The organism is Streptomyces sp. NPDC048718, assembly GCF_043198875.1.
Taxonomy (GTDB): Bacteria; Actinomycetota; Actinomycetes; order Streptomycetales; family Streptomycetaceae; genus Streptomyces.
In genome coordinates, this window is record NZ_JBICVG010000025.1 from 23,203 (window position 1) to 36,180 (window position 12,978).

Below are 12,978 nucleotides of genomic sequence, written 5' to 3' on the forward strand. Positions count from 1 at the left end.
CGCTCACGCGGAGACCTCGGAGCCATCGGCCTGAGCGCCGGCACCGGCACCGGCCTGAGCACCGGCCTCGCCGCCACCCGCACCGTCGCCCTCGCCCTCGCGCATCGGGACGCGGACGCCGCGCTCGCCGGAGACCCGCTCGGCGATGTCGTACCCGGCGTCGACATGGCGGATGACGCCCATGCCGGGGTCGTTGGTGAGCACGCGGCGGATCTTCTCGCCGGCGAGCGGAGTGCCGTCGGCGACGGTGACCTGGCCGGCGTGGATCGAGCGGCCCATGCCGACGCCGCCGCCGTGGTGAAGCGACACCCAGGAGGCGCCGGAGGCGACGTTGACCATGGCGTTGAGCAGCGGCCAGTCGGCGATGGCGTCGGAGCCGTCGAGCATGGCCTCGGTCTCGCGGTACGGGGAGGCGACGGAGCCGCAGTCGAGGTGGTCGCGGCCGATGGCGAGCGGGGCGGCGAGTTCGCCGGAGGCCACCATGTCGTTGAAGCGCTCGCCGGCGCGGTCGCGCTCGCCGTAGCCGAGCCAGCAGATCCGGGCGGGCAGGCCCTGGAAGTGGACGCGTTCGCCGGCCATCTTGATCCAGCGGTGCAGCGACTCGTTCTCCGGGAAGAGGTCGAGGATCGCCTTGTCGGTCTTGGCGATGTCGGAGGCCTCGCCGGACAGGGCGGCCCAGCGGAACGGGCCCTTGCCCTCGCAGAAGAGGGGACGGATGTACGCGGGGACGAAGCCGGGGAAGGCGAACGCCCGGTCGTAGCCGGCCAGCTGGGCCTCGCCGCGGATTGAGTTGCCGTAGTCGAAGACCTCGGCGCCGGCGTCCATGAAGCCGACCATCGCCTCGACGTGCCGGGCCATGGACTCGCGGGCGCGGGTGGTGAAGCCGGCCGGGTCCTTGGCGGCGGCGTCCGCCATGTCCTCGAACGCGAGGCCCACCGGCAGGTAGGCGAGCGGGTCGTGGGCGGAGGTCTGGTCGGTGACGATGTCGATCGGCGCGCCCTCGGCGAGCATCCGCGGCAGCAGCTCGGCGGCGTTGCCGAGGAGGCCGATGGAGAGCGGGCGGCGGGCGTCGCGGGCCTCGGTGGCGAGCTGGAGCGCGTGCGCCAGGTTGTCGGCCTTGACGTCCAGGTAGCGGTGCTCGATGCGGCGCTCGATGGCGCGCGGGTCGCAGTCGATACAGATCGCGACGCCGTCGTTCATGGTGACGGCGAGCGGCTGGGCGCCGCCCATGCCGCCGAGGCCGGCGGTCAGGGTGATGGTGCCGGCCAGGGTGCCGCCGAACTTCTTCGCGGCGACGGCGGCGAAGGTCTCGTAGGTGCCCTGGAGGATGCCCTGGGTGCCGATGTAGATCCAGGAACCGGCGGTCATCTGGCCGTACATGGTGAGGCCGAGGGCCTCCAGGCGCCGGAACTCCTCCCAGTTGGCCCAGTCGCCGACCAGGTTGGAGTTGGCGATGAGGACGCGCGGGGCCCACTCGTGGGTCTGCATGACGCCGACCGGGCGGCCGGACTGGACCAGCATGGTCTCGTCCTGCTTCAGCGTCCGCAGGGTGCGCACCATGGCGTCGAAGGAGCGCCAGTCGCGGGCGGCCTTGCCGGTGCCGCCGTAGACGACGAGCTTGTCGGGGTGCTCGGCGACCTCGGGGTCGAGGTTGTTCTGGAGCATCCGGAGGGCGGCTTCCTGCTGCCATCCCAGGGCGCTCAGTTCCGTACCGCGCGGGGCTCGTACGGGGCGGGGTCCTGACATGGCGTGGCCTCCTCGGTTATTCACTCTGGTATTCACATCCTGGACCGCTGAATAGACTTAGTCAACAGCTGCGGGGGCGACCCGCCCGGTGGTGGGATGCCCTCATGACCTCCTCCCTCGGAACGACCTCGCCGAACCGCCGGGAACACGCTCGCGACCGCGCCGTCCGCGCCGCCGTCGCCCAAGGACTCCTCTCCGCCTCCGAACCCGTCGTCGCACTCCTCGACACCGTCGGCATCCGCGCCTCCGCCGCCGCCCTGACCAGCGCTTTCGCCGCCGTCACCGACGCCCCGGTGCTGCACGCCTTCGCCGTGAAGGCCGCCCCGCTCGTCCCCGTCCTGCGACTGCTGTACGAGGCGGGGCTCGGCGCCGAGGTGGCGAGCCCCGGCGAGCTGGCCCTCGCCCGGGCGGCCGGGGTGCCCCCGTCCCGTACCGTCCTCGACTCCCCCGCCAAGACGCGTGACGAGCTGCGCCAGGCCCTCGCCCTCGGGATCGCGGTCAACGCCGACAACTTCCAGGAACTGGCCCGGCTCGACGCCCTCGTCCGGGACACGGCAGCGGCCGTCCCGCCCATCGGACTGCGGGTGAATCCGCAGGTCGGAGCCGGTGCGATCGGGGCCCTGTCGACCGCGACCGCCACCTCCAAGTTCGGTGTGGCACTGCGCGACGAGGGCGCCCGCGAGGCCGTCGTCCAGGCGTATCTGGACCGCCCCTGGCTCACCCGGCTGCACACCCACACCGGCTCGCAGGGCGTCCCGCTCCCCCTCATGGCCGAGGGCGTCAAGGCGGCCCACACGCTCGCCGAGGAGATCAACGAACGGGCCGGCCGCCGGCAGATCGACACCCTCGACATCGGCGGCGGGCTCCCGGTGAACTTCGCCTCCGACGAGGACACCCCCGACTACGCCACGTACGCGGGGCAGCTCGCCGCCACCGTCCCCGGCCTGTTCGACGGACGGTACGCGCTGGTCACCGAGTTCGGCCGGTCGCTGCTGGCCAAGCACGGCACGATCCTGGCCCGGGTCGAGTACACCAAGACCTCCGGCGGCCGGCCCATCGCCGTCACCCACGCCGGCGTCCAGCTCGCCACCCGCACCGTCTACGCCCCGGAGTCCTGGCCGCTGCGGATCCTCGCGTACGACGCGGAGGGCCGCCCCCGGCACGGCGAGCCGCCGGTCGCGCAGGACGTGGCCGGGCCCGCCTGCTTCGCCGGGGACCTGCTGGCCACCGGGCGCGCGCTGCCGCCGCTGCGGCCGGGCGACGTGGTGGCGATCTTGGACACCGGCGCGTACTACTTCGCCCACCACTACGCGTACAACAGCCTGCCCCGGACCGCCGTGTACGGATTCACCCCGACGGACGAGGGCGGCGTCGCCTTCAGCACCGTCCGCCGGGCCCAGACCCTCGACCAGATCGTGGCCGAATCGGGTGGCGACCGGCCGGACGCGTTGTCGTCATAGCCCTGCGCGGGAGCGACGGCGGTGCTCCCATGGACCCATGACAGCAAGCACCTCGGTGGTCGTGGAGCGCAAGGTGGCCGCTTCCCCCGGACGCGTCTGGCTGATGGTCACCGATCTGCCCGAGCTGCCGCGGATGCTGTCCGCCGTCGACCGGGTCGAGGTGCTGACCGTGGGCGGTTTCGCGGTCGGCACCCGCTGGCGCGAGACCCGGCGGACGCTCGGTCGGCAGGCCACGAAGGAGCTGACGGTGACCGTGTGCGAGCCGGCCGAGCGGTTCGTCACGGTGGCCGACTCGGCCGGCATGCACTACGCGCGCGAACTCGCCCTCGCCCCCGACGGGCCGCACGCCCGCGCCACCGCGACCACCCTGCGCCTGACGTACACGGCCCGCCCCGGCCACGACCGCGCCCCGACACCTCTCACCCGGATCCTCGGGCGGCTGGGGACGCGGGTGACGGCGCGGGCCCTCGCGCGGGATCTGGAGGAGATCGCGCGGGCGGTGGAGACCCGGGGCTGAGGGGCGCGGGGGGGCGAAGGGGCGCCGGAGGGCCGGGGGCCGCCGAGGGCTCGGGCCGGGATTTCGGGGCCGAGGGCCCTGGCGCCGAGGCCGCCCGGGCCGAGGCCGGATTGAGCCCGGGCTGAGGATCGCAGGGCCGCGGGCCGCGCGACCGAGGATGGTGAGGCCCGGGAACATGTGTGCGTTTCGGTTATATGCCGATCCCCTCATGATTGTCCGCTGACAAATTCCTTTGGAAAATGCCAGAACTCCTGACCGGGAGCGCGACGTTGAGTAGCGTCACCGTTACTGCCTTACGCCCGCACGCCGTATCGGGAGGGGATCTCGCGTGCCCGGAATCGACGAGTGCCTACAGGAGGCCATGAGCCTGCCGGGGGCACGCGGGGCCTGGCTGGTCGACTGGACCAGTGGCCTGGCCCTCGGATCGGCGGGCGAATCCCCGGTCGGCGACCATGAGACGACCGCCGCCGAGAGCGCCGAACTGGCGCGCGCGGCAGCCGAGTTCGAGTCACCGGCCGGTACGGACGCCGACTCCTTACCCCCCGAAGCCGGTGCCCCTCCGGTCGAGGACCTGATCGTCAGCACCCGGGTCGGCTACCACGTGATCCGCTTCGTGGAGACCGACTTCGACAGCAGCGTCTTCCTGCATCTCTGGCTCGACCGCTCCACTGGCAACCTCGCCCTCGCCCGCATCAAACTGGGCGACCTCGCCGAGAGGCTGGTCCTCGGATGAGCGCCCTGCCCCCGATACGCCCGGTCCGCGTCCCGGCCCCCGCGACCCCGACCTCCTTCGCCCTCCCCGCACCCCTCCCGCTCCCCCTCCCCGCGACTCCCGTGCCCGCGGCCCTCCCCGCCGCTGCTCCCACTCCCGCTTCCACTTCCACTTCCGCTCCCCGGCACGCTTTCTCGCCCTCCTCCTCACCTTCCCCCTCACCCGAGCCGCAGCAGCATGAGGCCGCCACCCCCGTCTCGCCCATGCTGCTGCGGCTCGCCGCCGAGAAGGCCACCGGCGCCCTGCTGCGCGACCACGGCACCGTCTACTTCGTCGACGGCCGGATCGTCCACGCCGAAAGCCCCAGCTCACCCGGGGTCGACGTACTGCTCACCGCCGCCGGCCGACTGCCCCGCGAGGGGTGGGAGGACGCCGTGAACCAGGCCGGGGCGCGCGGCGCCGTCGGCCGCCATCTCGTCGACAGCGGCCGGCTGCACGACGGCGAGCTGGAGATCTGCCACCTCGGCGCCGTCTACGACGCCGCGTTCTTCGCCCTCGGACCGGCCGGCGGCCCGGCCCGCTTCCGCCCCGGGGCGGCGCACTGGTTCGGCACGGTCCGCCCGGTCGACACCGAGGCCGTGGAGCGCGAGACGGTCCGCCGCCGCGAACTCCTCGACAGCGTCTGGCCGTACCCCGCCGTCGACACCGCCCCCGTGGTCCCCCGCCCGCCCGCTCCCGGACAGCCGGTCGGCACCCGGCACCGGGCGCTGCTCGCGGCGGCCGACGGGACGCGCACCCCGGCGGACATCGCCCGCGTCCTGGGCCGGCCCGCCTTCCACACACTGCTGGACGTACGACGGCTCGCCGCGGCCGGTCTGGTGGAAACCCCCTACGAAGCGGCGCCCCCCACCCCGCCCCTGGTGCCCGCCTGGGTCGGCGAGGTCGCCACGCCCGACCCCGACATCGCCCTGCTCCGCCGGCTCCGCGACGCGCTGGAGGCAGCCCTGTGATGAGGCGTGCCCTGCGCCTGCGCGCCGAGAGGAGACACATGATGACTGCCGAGGCCGAGGTGCTCGGCGAGCTGAGACGCCTGCGGGCCCGGCTGCCCCAGCTCACCGGGGCACTCGCGGCCAGCATCGACGGACTGGTCCTGGCCCAGGACACCGTGGGCAACCAGGCCGAGAGCGTGGCCGCGCTCACCGCCGCCGCGCTCGGCGTCGGACAGCGGCTCGCGGACACCACCGGGCAGGGCGGCTTCAAGGAGCTGCTCGTCCGGGGCGAGAACGGCTATGTGGCGACGTACGCGGCGGGCGGCGCCGCCGTCCTGACGCTGCTCGCCGAGCCCCGGATCAACGTCGGCCGGCTCCATCTGGAGGCCCGCCGGTCCAGCGCCCGGATCGCCGAACTCGTCGACGGCGCGCTGGACCGCAGAGAGCAGACCCGGCCCGCCGCGCCGGCCGGCCGGCTGCCCCAGCGGCCGGTCGACCGCCCCGCCCCCTGACCGTCGGCCGGCGCCACGCCTCACCGCTCACGCGGCGGACCCGGCCGGCCCACCCCGCCCTGACCTGACCGATCGCACACCGAGAACGCACACCCATCCCACGGAAAGAAGAACGGAACCACACCATGGCGAACACCGAGACCTCCCTCAAGGAAGCCGCCCAGATCGAAGGCGCGATCGGCGCGGCGCTCGTCGACTACACGAGCGGCATGGCCCTCGGCACCATCGGCGGCGGCAAGGACCTGGACCTGAACGTGGCGGCGGCCGGCAACACGGACGTCGTCCGGGCCAAGGTCCGCGCGATGGAGATGCTGGGTCTCAACGACGAGATCGAGGACATCCTCATCACCCTGGGCAGCCAGTACCACCTGCTCCGGCTGCTCAAGACGCGCGGCGCGAACGGCCTCTTCCTGTACCTGGCGCTGGACAAGAGCCGGGCGAACCTGGCGATGGCCCGCCACCAGCTGAAGAAGATCGAGAACGAGCTGGAGATCTGAGTCCGGCTCCAGGGCGGGCCCGGTGCCCGCGGGCCGTGGCCCCGGCCGGTCGGCGATGAGCCGGCCGACCGGCCGGGGGCACGGCCGCTCCGGCCGACTCGGTCGACCCAGCCGATCCGGCCGCCTCAGTCGGTGAACAGACCTCGTGCCGCCGCCCGCGCGTCGAACTCCTCAAGCCGCGCCTGCGCGTCCGGCAGTTCGTCCGCCATCGCCTCCAGGAGCACCCGCCCGAGCAGCATCGGCGCACAGGCCGTGTCGAAAGCGAGGCCGGTACCGACGGCGGCGGGGATGAGCAGATCGCTGTGCGCGGCGACGGGCGCGAAGGCGGACTCGGCGACCGTCACCACGGTGAGCCCGGCCGTACGGGCGAAGGCCAGCGCGTCCACGACCTCGCGCGGATGGCGCGGCAGCGCGAAGCAGAGCAGCGCCGACGCCCCGGCCCGTACCGCCGCGTCGATCCGGTCCTCCAGCATCGAACCGCCCTCGTCGAGCAGCCGTACGTCCGGATGGACCTTGCCCGCGAAGTACGCGAAGCCGCGCGCCTGCGAGGAGGCGGCCCGCAGGCCGAGGACGGGCAGCGGGCGGGAGGCGGCGAGCAGACGGCCGGCCCGCTCGACGGGCGCGGGGTCGGCGAGCAGTTCGGCGAGGTGCCGCAGATTCTCGATCTCGCCGAGCACGGCCTGCTGGTACTCGTTGTGGCCGGTGGTCCGCTCGGGGGCCGCGGGGACGCTCTCGCGCAGATGCCGGCGCAGAGCGGGGTAGCCGTCGAAGCCGAGCGCGACCGCGAACCGGGTGACGGACGGCTGGCTCACCCCGGCCAGCTCGGCCAGCTCCACGCTGGACAGGAACGGCACGTCGGCGGCCCTGCGCACCATGCAGTGGGCGATCCGCCGCTGCGTCGGTGTGAGCCGGTGTCCTTCGAACAGTGACTGCAACCGTCCAGCGGGGCTGTCGTTCATGCCGTCCCCATCCCCTTCCACCCGCCGAATATTCACGCACCAAGAACTCTGCATAAGCATATGCAGTCAGCGGGGTGCGCGGCGCCGACTCCGCTTTCTGCCCCGAGAACGCGGGGACGCGGGGACGCCGGGCTACGCTCCGGCGATGAGCGACCGCGTGAACGCACGGATACACGGATACACGGGGCTCCTGACATGACGCGAGAGCCGGGCCCGCGCGCCGGGGCGGCCCCTTTGGCGAAGTGGCTGGTCGGGTGCGTGGGCGCGGTCCTGGGCCTGGCCGCTCTGGCGTATGTGGTGGTCGCCGTGTGGTTCGCCTACGCCGTGCCGGCGTTCTTCGACCGGCCCCAGCCGTCCGACGAGCAAGTGACGCTCGGCAAGAAGGCGGGGTTGACCCGGTTCCGCCTCCAGGAAGCGCTGAAAGACGGCAAGTTGACCGACGCGGAGATCACCTGGGCGGCGGGTGAGGAGCGACGGATGGAGAGGGAGGGGGAGAACCACCGGCCACCGCGCCTCGTGGTGAAGTACGCCGTGCCGGGGAAGAAGGATTCCTTCCGGTGCGTCGCGTTCGCCTTCCCTGACGGACTGAAGGCCGGAAACCGCATCACGAACGAACAGCTCGACGACTGCCCCTTCTGAGTCCCGCCAAGGCCTGCGGTGGGATGGGGGCCGAGGGCCGGGCCGGACTCGGCGTGGGGACCGCCGCCCCCTGCGCGAGCGCAGAGGTCGGGACGACGGCGGTCCCCCCGAGCGGACGCCGGGCCCGGGTCAGGGCCGTGACCCGCGTCCGCCGGCGTCCATGGAGGTCCGGGAGCCGCTCCGGAGGTCCGTGACGCCGACAGGGATTACTCTCCCGCCGCCTTGTTACGCGTGCGCTGCGGACGTGTGTCGCGCGCGTTCCGTTCACGCGAACACGCATGCGCACACCGCACACGCGCCCGCGCCGCACGCGTACGGCGGGTACAGCGGGTACAGCGGGTACGGAAAGGGGCGGCGCGCCCGAAGGCCCGCGCCGCCCCGCTCCGTACGGGCCGGAACCGCGCCTACGGCTCCTCCCGCTCGTACCGCTTACTTCACGCCGGGGTTCGCGGCCAGGAAGGCCAGCAGGTCCTGACGGCTGACCACGTCGGTCGGCTTGCCCTCGACCAGGACGATCGCCGCGTCCGCGTCACCGAGCACCGCCATCAGGTCGGCGACCGGCTCGCCCGAGCCGACCTGCGGCAGCGGCGCGGACATGTGGTCGCCCAGCGGGTCCTCCAGGGAGGCCTTCTGGTTGAACAGCGAGCTGAGCAGCTCGCGCTCGACGACCGAACCGACGACCTCGGCGGCCATCACGTCGGGGTGGCCGGCGCCCGGCTTCACGATCGGCATCTGGGAGACGCCGTACTCGCGCAGCACCTCGATGGCCTGGCCGACGGTCTCGTCCGGGTGCATGTGGACGAGCGAGGGCAGACCGTGCGTCTTGTGACCGAGCACGTCCGCGACGGTGGCGGAGGTGGTGTCCTCCAGGAAGCCGTAGTCGGCCATCCACTCGTCGTTGAAGATCTTCGAAAGGTACCCGCGGCCCGAGTCCGGGAGCAGCACGACGACCACGTCGTCCGGGCCCAGCTCCTTGGCGACCTCAAGCGCGGCGACGACCGCCATGCCGCAGGAGCCGCCGACGAGCAGGCCCTCCTCCTTGGCGAGGCGGCGGGTCATCTGGAAGGCGTCCTTGTCGGACACGGCGACGATCCGGTCCGTCACCTTCTGGTCGTACGCGGTCGGCCAGAAGTCCTCGCCGACACCCTCGACCAGGTACGGGCGGCCGGAGCCGCCGGAGTAGACCGAGCCCTCCGGGTCCGCGCCCACGACCTGGACGGCGCCGCCGCTGGCCTCCTTCAGGTAACGGCCGGTGCCGGTGATGGTGCCGCCGGTGCCGACGCCCGCGACGAAGTGGGTGATCTTCCCCTCCGTCTGCTCCCACAGCTCGGGGCCGGTGCTCTCGTAGTGCGAACGCGGGTTGTTCGGGTTGGAGTACTGGTCGGGCTTCCAGGCACCGGGCGTCTCACGGACGAGGCGGTCGGACACGTTGTAGTACGAGTCCGGGTGCTCCGGGTCGACCGCGGTCGGGCAGACCACGACCTCGGCGCCGTACGCCCGCAGAACGTTGATCTTGTCCGTCGACACCTTGTCCGGGCAGACGAAGATGCACTTGTAGCCCTTCTGCTGGGCCACGATCGCCAGGCCGACACCCGTGTTGCCGGACGTCGGCTCGACGATGGTGCCGCCCGGCTGAAGGGCACCGCTCTGCTCGGCAGCCTCGATCATCCGGACCGCGATGCGGTCCTTGACCGAACCGCCGGGGTTGAAGTACTCCACCTTGGCCAGGACGGTCGCCTGGATGCCGGCGGTCACGTTGTTGAGCTTCACCAGCGGGGTGTTGCCGACGAGGCTGATCATCGAATCGTGGAATTGCACCGTAGTCTCCGGGGTCTCCGTAATGGTGCAGCCAGCGTATTCGCTGGAATGCGTAGGTGGAGCCGCTTCCGGGGCAGTACACGTCAAGACGGCTTCACCGCCGTACGGCATCACAACCGCACGACGGCCGCACGGTACGAAGACACAAAGGCACGAAGGCACGAAGGCACGAAGGCACGAAGGCATCACAGCTTCAGGCATCACAGCTTCACGACGGCATGGCGGCCGCTTCACGGCCGCACCACGACGCACGGGAGGTGACGGCCCCGATGTCCAGGGCGAGGGTGGCACGGCGGATCGCCGCGGGAGCGGCGTACGGCGGCGGAGGCATCGGGCTGCTCGGGGTCGCCGCGGTGGGGGTGCTGCTCGCCGAGGCGGCGCTGGCCCGGCGGTCGGTCGGCAACGGGGTGGCACCGCTGCCCCCCGGTCCGGACGGGCGCTACGGGCGGTCATACGACACCGAGGAGCCCCTGCGGCTGGCCCTTCTGGGTGATTCCACGGCGGCCGGTCAGGGCGTACGGCGCACCGGGCAGACCCCCGGCGCCCTGCTCTCCTCCGGCCTCGCGGCGGTGGCCGAGCGGCCGGTGGACCTGCGGGTGGTGGCCCTGCCCGGGGCGCGCTCGGACGATCTGGAGCGGCAGGTGTCCCTGCTGCTGTCCGGGCCACCGTCCGGCACCCCGGATGTGTGCGTGATCATGATCGGCGCGAACGACGTCACCCACCGGGTGCCCGCCACCGAGTCGGTGCGCTGCCTCGCGGCGGCCGTCCGGCGGCTGCGGACCGCGGGCGCGGAGGTGGTCGTCGGCACCTGCCCGGACCTCGGCACGATCGAGCCGGTCTACCAGCCGCTGCGCTGGCTGGCCCGGCGGGCCTCCCGGCAGCTGGCGGCGGCCCAGACGATCGTGGTCGTGGAACAGGGCGGGCGGACGGTGTCGCTGGGCGACCTGCTGGGGCCGGAGTTCGAGGCCAATCCGCGCGAGATGTTCGGCGTGGACAACTTCCATCCGTCGGCCGAGGGCTACGCGACGGCGGCGATGGCGGTCCTGCCCACGGTCTGCGCGGCGCTGTCGATCTGGCCGGAGCCGGAGCGGATCGAGACGGCACGGCACGAGACCCTGCTGCCGGTGGCGCTGGCGGCGGCCGAGGCGGCGAGCGAGGCGGGCACGGAGGTGGCCGGTACGGAGGTGGCGGCCACCCGCACGCCGTGGGCCCTGCTCAAGCACCGCAGGCGGTGGCGGATCCCGGTACCGAACGGGAACGGCTACTGGCATGGGCATGGGCACGGCAATGGGCACGGCGACGGGAAGGGGAAGGGCCACTGGCACGGGCTCGGCTTCGGGCACGGGCACGAGAGCGGGAAGGGAGAGAAGAAGGAGGGGGAGGGCGAAGCGGCGGAGCACGAGGACCGGGCCGGGAGTGGGACCGGGACCGGGGAAGCGGGCGGCACCGGTCCCGGGAACGAATCCCAGGGCCCCGGCGGTTCCAAGAAGTGCGACAAGTACGGCAAGGAGCCCGACGGATCCGGAAGGACCGGGCCCGGGGAACCGGGTACGGACGGGGGCGCGTCCGCAGGACAGGAGACGTCCCTCCCCCAGGACTCCTGAGACAGGACTACTGAGCGAGCGCTTAGAAAAGAGGCCCGCATCACACGCCAAGCCCGGTGACCCGCGCGGTACGTACGGGTAACTTCCCTTTCTGTCCACCCACTCCGCATTTTTCTGGAGCTGTGATGCCCGAAGCCGTCATCGTCTCGACCGCCCGCTCTCCGATCGGCCGGGCCTTCAAGGGCTCCCTGAAGGATCTGCGGCCCGACGACCTGACCGCCACGATCATCCAGGCCGCGCTCGCCAAGGTCCCCGAGCTGGACCCGCGCGACATCGACGACCTGATGCTGGGCTGTGGCCTGCCGGGTGGCGAGCAGGGCAACAACCTGGGCCGGATCGTGGCCGTGCAGATGGGCATGGACCACCTCCCGGGCTGCACGATCACCCGTTACTGCTCCTCTTCGCTCCAGACCTCGCGGATGGCCATGCACGCCATCAAGGCGGGCGAGGGCGACGTCTTCATCTCGGCGGGTGTCGAGATGGTCTCCCGCTTCGTGAAGGGCAACTCGGACTCGCTGCCGGACACGCACAACCCGCTCTTCGCCGACGCCGAGGCCCGTACGGCCGCCGTCGCCGCGTCCGAGGGTTCCACCTGGCACGACCCGCGTGAGGACGGCATCGTCCCCGACGCGTACATCGCCATGGGCCAGACCGCCGAGAACCTGGCGCGCTGGAAGGGCATCACCCGCCAGGACATGGACGAGTTCGGCGTCCGCTCGCAGAACCTCGCCGAGGAAGCCATCAAGAAGGGCTTCTGGGAGCGCGAGATCACCCCGGTGACGCTGCCGGACGGCACGGTCGTGTCGAAGGACGACGGCCCGCGCGCCGGCGTCACGCTGGAGGGCGTCTCCGGCCTGAAGCCGGTCTTCCGCCCCGACGGCCTGGTCACCGCCGGCAACTGCTGCCCGCTGAACGACGGCGCCGCCGCGCTCGTGATCATGTCCGACACGAAGGCGCGCGAGCTGGGCCTGACCCCGCTGGCCCGGATCGTCTCCACCGGCGTCTCCGCCCTGTCTCCCGAGATCATGGGCCTCGGCCCGGTCGAGGCGTCGAACCAGGCCCTGAAGCGGGCCGGTCTGACCACGAACGACATCGACCTGGTCGAGATCAACGAGGCCTTCGCCGCGCAGGTCATCCCGTCCTACCGCGACCTGGGCTTCGACCTGGACAAGGTCAACGTCAACGGTGGCGCCATCGCCGTCGGCCACCCCTTCGGCATGACCGGCGCCCGCATCACCGGCACCCTCATCAACAGCCTCCAGTTCCACGACAAGCAGTTCGGCCTGGAGACGATGTGCGTGGGTGGCGGCCAGGGCATGGCGATGGTGATCGAGCGGCTGAGCTGAGCCGGAGCGGAGGGTAGGGGTCGCCCGAGGAACGAGGGCGGCACCTGCCCGCAGCGGTGGCGAAGCCCAGCGCGACCAAAAAAGAGGGCGGCTGAGCTGATGACGGCGACTCAGCTGGCAAGTGGCAGCTGAGTCAAGCCCCGCTCAACCCCTCTGAACTGGGCCGCCCCACCCGGAGC

Annotated in this window: 11 protein-coding genes and 1 pseudogene; 9 read left to right on the forward strand and 3 right to left on the reverse strand. The window is 72.4% G+C overall.

Translation table 11 applies throughout. The annotated features are described in order from the left end of the window. Positions 1–3: 3 nt before the first annotated feature. Complete coding sequence (gene hutU, locus ACGFRB_RS31755) at positions 4–1,746, reverse strand: urocanate hydratase (RefSeq protein WP_393247975.1); 1,743 nt, start codon at positions 1,744–1,746, stop codon at positions 4–6. A 104-nt stretch (positions 1,747–1,850) separates the two neighbouring features. On the opposite strand from hutU, the gene ACGFRB_RS31760 reads away from it, so the two are divergent. The 6 genes from ACGFRB_RS31760 (at position 1,851) to ACGFRB_RS31785 (ending at position 6,433) form a co-directional block, all read left to right on the forward strand. Then, positions 1,851–3,206, forward strand: a complete 1,356-nt coding sequence (locus tag ACGFRB_RS31760; protein WP_393247977.1) for a diaminopimelate decarboxylase — start codon at positions 1,851–1,853, stop codon at positions 3,204–3,206. A gap of 37 nt (positions 3,207–3,243) precedes the next feature. After that, positions 3,244–3,723 (forward strand): SRPBCC family protein, encoded by a 480-nt coding sequence (locus ACGFRB_RS31765; protein WP_363003202.1) that lies wholly within the window; start codon positions 3,244–3,246, stop codon positions 3,721–3,723. Between the two features lie 328 nt (positions 3,724–4,051). Beyond that, a complete protein-coding gene (locus ACGFRB_RS31770) occupies positions 4,052–4,456 on the forward strand; it encodes a roadblock/LC7 domain-containing protein (protein ID WP_363003200.1) in 405 nt (134 codons plus the stop codon). A gap of 242 nt (positions 4,457–4,698) precedes the next feature. Then, positions 4,699–5,445, forward strand: a complete 747-nt coding sequence (locus ACGFRB_RS31775; RefSeq protein WP_363003198.1) for a transcriptional regulator — start codon at positions 4,699–4,701, stop codon at positions 5,443–5,445. Next, positions 5,445–5,936 carry a roadblock/LC7 domain-containing protein gene (locus tag ACGFRB_RS31780; protein ID WP_363003196.1) on the forward strand — a complete coding sequence of 164 codons (492 nt, stop codon included), beginning with the start codon at positions 5,445–5,447 and terminating at the stop codon, positions 5,934–5,936. Before ACGFRB_RS31775 ends, ACGFRB_RS31780 begins: the two co-directional genes overlap by 1 nt. A 125-nt stretch (positions 5,937–6,061) precedes the next feature. Continuing rightward, positions 6,062–6,433 carry a hypothetical protein gene (locus tag ACGFRB_RS31785; RefSeq protein ID WP_361231467.1) on the forward strand — a complete coding sequence of 124 codons (372 nt, stop codon included), beginning with the start codon at positions 6,062–6,064 and terminating at the stop codon, positions 6,431–6,433. A 125-nt stretch (positions 6,434–6,558) separates the two neighbouring features. On the opposite strand, the gene ACGFRB_RS31790 is transcribed toward ACGFRB_RS31785, so the two are convergent. Then, entirely contained in the window at positions 6,559–7,392 is an 834-nt protein-coding gene (locus ACGFRB_RS31790) for a MurR/RpiR family transcriptional regulator (RefSeq protein WP_361231465.1), read from the reverse strand. 195 nt (positions 7,393–7,587) lie between these two features. Here ACGFRB_RS31790 and ACGFRB_RS31795 point away from each other — a divergent pair, with 195 nt between their 5' ends. Then, a complete protein-coding gene (locus tag ACGFRB_RS31795; RefSeq protein WP_393247980.1) occupies positions 7,588–8,031 on the forward strand; it encodes a hypothetical protein in 444 nt (147 codons plus the stop codon). A gap of 429 nt (positions 8,032–8,460) precedes the next feature. Here the strand turns inward: ACGFRB_RS31795 and ACGFRB_RS31800 are convergent, their stop codons facing one another. Further along, positions 8,461–9,849 (reverse strand): cystathionine beta-synthase, encoded by a 1,389-nt coding sequence (locus tag ACGFRB_RS31800; RefSeq protein WP_361231459.1) that lies wholly within the window; start codon positions 9,847–9,849, stop codon positions 8,461–8,463. Between the two features lie 269 nt (positions 9,850–10,118). On the opposite strand from ACGFRB_RS31800, the pseudogene ACGFRB_RS31805 reads away from it, so the two are divergent. Beyond that, positions 10,119–11,093 (forward strand): annotated as a pseudogene (locus ACGFRB_RS31805) (SGNH/GDSL hydrolase family protein); the annotation flags it as partial. 485 nt (positions 11,094–11,578) lie between these two features. Next, a complete protein-coding gene (locus ACGFRB_RS31810; RefSeq protein ID WP_363003191.1) occupies positions 11,579–12,799 on the forward strand; it encodes an acetyl-CoA C-acetyltransferase in 1,221 nt (406 codons plus the stop codon). Positions 12,800–12,978 lie beyond the last annotated feature (179 nt).

Coding starts and splice junctions, on each gene's coding strand:
- ACGFRB_RS31785 (WP_361231467.1), top strand. CDS start 6,062: ATGGCGAACACCGAGACCTCCCTCAAGGAAGCCGCCCAGATCGAAGGC.
- ACGFRB_RS31775 (WP_363003198.1), top strand. CDS start 4,699: ATGCTGCTGCGGCTCGCCGCCGAGAAGGCCACCGGCGCCCTGCTGCGC.
- ACGFRB_RS31810 (WP_363003191.1), top strand. CDS start 11,579: ATGCCCGAAGCCGTCATCGTCTCGACCGCCCGCTCTCCGATCGGCCGG.
- ACGFRB_RS31780 (WP_363003196.1), top strand. CDS start 5,445: ATGAGGCGTGCCCTGCGCCTGCGCGCCGAGAGGAGACACATGATGACT.
- ACGFRB_RS31795 (WP_393247980.1), top strand. CDS start 7,588: ATGACGCGAGAGCCGGGCCCGCGCGCCGGGGCGGCCCCTTTGGCGAAG.
- ACGFRB_RS31765 (WP_363003202.1), top strand. CDS start 3,244: ATGACAGCAAGCACCTCGGTGGTCGTGGAGCGCAAGGTGGCCGCTTCC.
- ACGFRB_RS31790 (WP_361231465.1), bottom strand. CDS start 7,392: ATGAACGACAGCCCCGCTGGACGGTTGCAGTCACTGTTCGAAGGACAC.
- ACGFRB_RS31760 (WP_393247977.1), top strand. CDS start 1,851: ATGACCTCCTCCCTCGGAACGACCTCGCCGAACCGCCGGGAACACGCT.
- hutU (WP_393247975.1), bottom strand. CDS start 1,746: ATGTCAGGACCCCGCCCCGTACGAGCCCCGCGCGGTACGGAACTGAGC.